Origin of the sequence: Ruminococcus sp. CAG:379 (assembly GCF_000434255.1) — a bacterium.
Classification (GTDB): domain Bacteria; phylum Bacillota; class Clostridia; order Oscillospirales; family Ruminococcaceae; genus Ruminococcus_F; species Ruminococcus_F champanellensis.
Genome location: NZ_FR894923.1, coordinates 18354 through 21761, shown reverse-complemented (window position 1 = coordinate 21761; position 3408 = coordinate 18354). Strand labels below are relative to the sequence as shown.

Annotated in this window: 5 protein-coding genes and 1 pseudogene; all 6 read left to right on the top strand. The window is 53.2% G+C overall.

Features of this window, described 5'->3' with window-relative positions; genetic code table 11:
• Positions 1-339, top strand: a pseudogene (locus QVO51_RS09640) (hypothetical protein); the annotation flags it as partial.
• 203 nt (positions 340-542) lie between these two features.
• Entirely contained in the window at positions 543-1877 is a 1335-nt protein-coding gene (locus tag QVO51_RS09635) for a glucose-6-phosphate isomerase (protein WP_015557617.1), read from the top strand.
• A 68-nt stretch (positions 1878-1945) separates the two neighbouring features.
• Positions 1946-2350 carry a hypothetical protein gene (locus tag QVO51_RS09630; RefSeq protein ID WP_015557616.1) on the top strand — a complete coding sequence of 135 codons (405 nt, stop codon included), beginning with the start codon at positions 1946-1948 and terminating at the stop codon, positions 2348-2350.
• An 83-nt stretch (positions 2351-2433) separates the two neighbouring features.
• On the top strand, positions 2434-2889 hold the full coding sequence (locus QVO51_RS09625; protein ID WP_022358224.1) for a YceD family protein: 456 nt from the start codon (positions 2434-2436) through the stop codon (positions 2887-2889).
• A 54-nt stretch (positions 2890-2943) separates the two neighbouring features.
• Entirely contained in the window at positions 2944-3129 is a 186-nt protein-coding gene (gene rpmF, locus QVO51_RS09620) for a 50S ribosomal protein L32 (protein ID WP_015557614.1), read from the top strand.
• A gap of 107 nt (positions 3130-3236) precedes the next feature.
• Positions 3237-3408 (top strand): GTPase (locus tag QVO51_RS09615; protein ID WP_288168121.1); only part of this gene is annotated, 172 nt, incomplete at its 3' end.

Here is a 3408-nt window from a genome sequence, read left to right as displayed (position 1 = left end):
AGCAAGGGCTTCGGCACCTACCAGGTCACCACCCCCGCCTTTTCCGGAGAATTTCTCAAGCCTTTGCAGGTGCTCCACGGCACGGATACCGCTGTGGAGGTGGAGGCGCAGGGGCTGACCGGCATCACCGTGCCCAAGGGGAATGCAGGGCTGCAAACAGTACTGGTACTGCCGGAGTATGTGGAAGCCCCTGTCAGTAAGGGGCAGCAGCTAGGTACGGCAGCCTTTTACCAAGGAGATATTTACCTGTACGAAGTGCCTCTTACGGCGGCATCCTCCGTGCCAAGGCTGACTTTTTCCCGGGCACTTCTGCGTCTTTTGGATAATATGTTAAAATAGATCATGGTTTTTTATGCTGTCTGCACAAGAATCAGTTGAACCGCTTGCAATCGGGTGCAAAATATAGTAAACTAGTACTATACGAAACTGTCGGCAGTTCTCTGTCCTGTGCAGGGCATTGTCCATACGCCGGGGAATCCTCCGGCAAGGCTCGTAAATGTTGAAAAAGACTTTCTTTTTCTGATCTGGAGGAGACAATCATCATGGCACTGAAGCTGAACAAAAAATATCTGGAAGGGTTCATCAATCCGGACGAAATGACCGGCATTGCACCCCAGGTTGAGCTTGCTGCAAAAACCCTGCAGGACAAGTCCGGACTGGGCAGCGACTTTCTGGGCTGGGTAGATCTGCCCGTCAACTACGACAAAGAGGAATTCGCACGGATCCAGGCTGCTGCCAAGCGGATCCAGGAAACTGCGGACATCCTGATCGTCATCGGCATCGGCGGCTCCTATCTTGGCGCCCGGGCAGCCATCGAGCTGCTCAAGTCCCCCTTCTATAACAATATGAAGAAGGATACCCCGGACATCTACTATGTGGGCAACAACATCAACCCCACTTACCTGAATGAGGTGCTTTCCATCTGTGAGGGCAAGGACATTGCAGTCAACGTGATCTCCAAGTCCGGCACCACTACAGAGCCGGCACTGGCGTTCCGGATCTTCAAGAACCTGGTGGAAAAGAAGTACGGCAAGGAGGGCGCAAAGTCCCGGATCTTCTGCACCACTGACGCCAAGAGAGGCACCCTCAAGAGCCTGGCTGATACCGAGGGCTACGAGACCTTCGTGATCGCAGACGACATCGGAGGCCGGTTCTCCGTGCTGACCGCAGTTGGTCTGCTGCCCATCGCCGTTGCAGGCTGCGACATTGCTGCCATCATGCAGGGCGCACAGAAGGCACGGGAGGATTTCGCTGCTCCCTTTGCTGAAAATGACTGCTACCAGTACGCTGCGATCCGCAACATCCTCTACCGCAAGGGCAAGAGCGTAGAGCTGATGGTTTCCTACGATCCCTCCTTTGCCATGATGAACGAATGGTACAAGCAGCTGTTCGGCGAAAGCGAAGGCAAGGACAACAAGGGGCTGTTCCCTGCAAGCGTGATCTTCTCTACGGATCTCCACTCCATGGGCCAGTACATCCAGGAAGGCTCCAGACTCATGTTCGAGACCGTGGTAGACATCAAGCAGCCCAAGCAGGATCTGTACCTGGAGGACGATGCCGAGAACCTGGACGGTCTGAACTTCCTGACCGGTCAGAATATGAGCGTGGTAAACCGGAAGGCGCTGGAGGGCACCATCCTGGCTCATACCGAGGGCGGCGTTCCCAACATCGTGCTGGAGCTGGACGACACCAAGGAAGAAAGCTTCGGTTATATGGTCTACTTCTTTGAAAAGGCATGCGCTGTTTCCGGCTACATGCTGGGGGTAAACCCCTTCAACCAGCCCGGCGTAGAAAGCTACAAGAAGAACATGTTTGCTCTGCTGGGCAAGCCCGGGTATGAATCCCAGAAGGCTGCACTGGAGGCAAAGCTCAACTGATCCACTTCCGCCAGGGGCGGTCTGATAAAAAACACGAGCTGTCCGTAGGGCGGCGAAAGGAGTATAAAATGATTAAACTGATTACAGGTAAAAAGGGCACAGGCAAAACAAAGATCCTGGTTGATATGATCAACAACGCAGTCAAGGACACCAACGGCGACCTGATCTGCATCGAAAAGGGCGCAAAGCTCACCTACGACATCAGCTACAAGGTTCGTCTGGTTGACTCTGACCGGTTCGCCATCGAGGGCTATGAGGCATTCTATGGCTTCATCGCAGGCATGTTCGCAGGCAACTACGACATCAAGGAGATCTTCATCGACGGCATTCTGAAAATCGGCGGCCCGGACTTCAACGAGCTGGGCAAGATGCTGGAGAAGCTCAACATTCTTTCCGGCAACGATACCCAGATCATTTTCACCATCTCCGCAGACAACAATGAGCTGCCGGAGAGCGTTATGCAGTTTGTGTGATACTTTTTTAAAAAATCCTATTGACAAGCTGTGCGCAATTCTATATAATATAGATTGTGATGCACAAAAAAGGACGGAGCATCATGACATTTCAACTCAAACAACTGTTTCACCGGGAAGGCGATACACTGCCGGTGGATTATGAGATCCCGCCTCAGGCGCTTTCTCAGATCCGGGGTTATCGCTTTGACCAGCCGGTTCATGTAACCGGAACCTTCCGGAACCGGGCAGGGATCGTCACACTGGATCTGACAGTGGACTGTGTCCTGACGGCGGAATGCGACCGTTGTCTGGAGTTGTTTGTCCGGCCGTATTCGTTTTCCTTTACCCATACGGTTGTTTTGTCCGTCAATCGTGATAACGATGAATACATTGTTGCACAGGATGCGCAGTTGGATGTGGATGAGGTCGCTGTGACCGATCTGCTGCTGCAGCTGCCTACAAAGCTGCTTTGCAGAGAAGACTGCAAGGGGCTTTGCATGCACTGCGGCTGCAACCTGAACACATCTTCCTGCGATTGCCAGGGCGATCTGGCGTAAAGCCATCGTCCCAAAATAAGACTCTTTCCGGGAGTAATGTAAGGAGGTGCCAAAATGGCAGTACCGAAGAATAAAGTCTCCAAGGCGAGACGGAACAAGAGACGTTCCGCAGTATGGAAGCTCGATGCTCCTGCAATGAGCAAGTGCACAAACTGCGGCGCACTGAAGGCTCCGCACAAGGTTTGCAAGGCTTGCGGATTCTACAAGGGCGTTGAGGTTCTGAAGCTGAACGCTGACTAAAACCCAGCAAAGCGATGAGGAGGAGAGGAGCGATCCTTTTCTCCTTTTTGTGTGTATGACCGGTTTGCGATGCACGCCGGATCGTGAAAAAGAAAGGAGAATCAAGCATGGCATTGCCGATCGTTGCAATAGTAGGGCGCCCCAATGTGGGCAAATCCACCCTGTTCAACAAGCTCATCGGGCAGCGGCTCTCCATCGTGGAGGACACCCCGGGGGTCACCCGTGACCGGATCTACAGCAAGTGTGAGTGGCGGGGGCGAGAATTTATGGTAGTGGATA

Excerpts from the sequence above, each read along its gene's own strand:
- QVO51_RS09635 (WP_015557617.1), top strand. The coding sequence starts at position 543 with ATGGCACTGAAGCTGAACAAAAAATATCTGGAAGGGTTCATCAATCCG.
- QVO51_RS09630 (WP_015557616.1), top strand. The coding sequence starts at position 1,946 with ATGATTAAACTGATTACAGGTAAAAAGGGCACAGGCAAAACAAAGATC.
- QVO51_RS09625 (WP_022358224.1), top strand. The coding sequence starts at position 2,434 with ATGACATTTCAACTCAAACAACTGTTTCACCGGGAAGGCGATACACTG.
- rpmF (WP_015557614.1), top strand. The coding sequence starts at position 2,944 with ATGGCAGTACCGAAGAATAAAGTCTCCAAGGCGAGACGGAACAAGAGA.